The 1505-nt window shown below is 64.1% G+C and carries 1 protein-coding gene; it reads left to right on the forward strand.

The annotated features are described in order from the left end of the window. Positions 1-34 precede the first annotated feature (34 nt). On the forward strand, positions 35-1255 hold the full coding sequence (locus Q7T09_RS04565; RefSeq protein ID WP_304698004.1) for an NADP-dependent isocitrate dehydrogenase: 1221 nt from the start codon (positions 35-37) through the stop codon (positions 1253-1255). The last annotated feature ends 250 nt before the right edge of the window (positions 1256-1505 follow it).

Genomic DNA, 1505 nt, shown 5'->3' on the forward strand with positions numbered 1-1505 from the left:
AAGCCAATTTTACGCCCCGGAGCGCATCGCCCTCATGGCCAAGATCAAAGTCGCCAATCCTGTCGTCGATATCGATGGCGATGAGATGACCCGCATCATCTGGCAGTGGATCAAGGACAAGCTGATCCTGCCCAATCTCGACATCGACCTGGCCTATTACGACCTGGGCATGGAGAGCCGTGACGCCACCGACGACAAGATCACCGTCGAGTCCGCCGAGGCCATCCTGAAGTACGGCGTCGGCATCAAGTGCGCGACCATCACCCCCGACGAGGCCCGGGTCGAAGAGTTCAAGCTGAAGAAGATGTGGAAGTCGCCCAACGGCACGATCCGCAACATCCTCGGCGGCGTTGTCTTCCGCGAACCGATCATCTGCAAGAACGTGCCGCGCCTGATCCCCGGCTGGACCCAGCCGATCATCATCGGCCGCCACGCCTATGGCGACCAGTACCGCGCCACCGACTTCAAGGTGCCCGGCCCCGGCAAGCTGACCATCAAGTGGGAAGGCAAGGACGGCCAGGTCATCGAGCACGAGGTGTTCGACTATCCGGGCTCCGGCGTGGCCATGGCCATGTACAACCTCGACGAGTCGATCCGCGACTTCGCCCACGCCTCCTTCGCCTACGCCCTGCAGCGCACCTATCCGCTGTATCTCTCCACCAAGAACACCATCCTCAAGGGCTATGACGGCCGCTTCAAGGACATCTTCGCCGAGATCTTCGCCGCCGAGTACGCCGCGCAGTTCAAGGAAGCCGGCATCACCTACGAGCACCGCCTGATCGACGACATGGTGGCCTCGGCGCTCAAGTGGTCCGGCGGCTTCATCTGGGCCTGCAAGAACTACGACGGCGACGTGCAGTCCGACCAGGTGGCCCAGGGCTTCGGCTCGCTCGGCCTGATGACCTCGGTGCTGATCACCCCCGACGGCAAGACCATGGAGGCCGAGGCCGCCCACGGCACCGTCACCCGCCACTTCCGCCAGCACCAGCGCGGCGAGAGCACGTCCACCAACTCCATCGCCTCGATCTTCGCCTGGACGCGGGGTCTCGAACACCGCGCCAAGCTGGACGGCAATCCCGAGCTGGACCGTTTCGCCCGCACCCTGGAGCGGGTCTGCGTCGAGACCGTCGAGAGCGGCTCCATGACCAAGGACCTGGCCCTGCTGGTGGGCGACAGCCAGGGCTGGCTGACCACCGAGGGCTTCATCGACAAGGTCGCGGTGAACCTCGACAAGGCGCTCGCCCAACCGGCGTGACGCTGACTGGTCCCTTCTTCCCTTGCGGAGAAGGTGGCCGATCGGATGAGAGGTCAAACTCCCCTCTCAGAACAATGACTGCCGTCATCCCGGACGGCCGCTAGGCCGATCCGGCGACTGTGTTGAAGGTCAAGTTGGTTTGGTCCAGGGTTGCTTGGTCTTGAGCATGCTGTTGGCGGCGACGGCGATCTTCCTGGCGACGGCGATGAGGGCGACCTTGGCGGGCTTTCCGGCCTGGCGCATGGCGAGG

Source organism: Phenylobacterium sp. (assembly GCF_030645195.1).
Taxonomy (GTDB): Bacteria; Pseudomonadota; Alphaproteobacteria; order Caulobacterales; family Caulobacteraceae; genus Phenylobacterium.

Excerpts from the sequence above, each read along its gene's own strand:
- Q7T09_RS04565 (WP_304698004.1), top strand. The coding sequence starts at position 35 with ATGGCCAAGATCAAAGTCGCCAATCCTGTCGTCGATATCGATGGCGAT.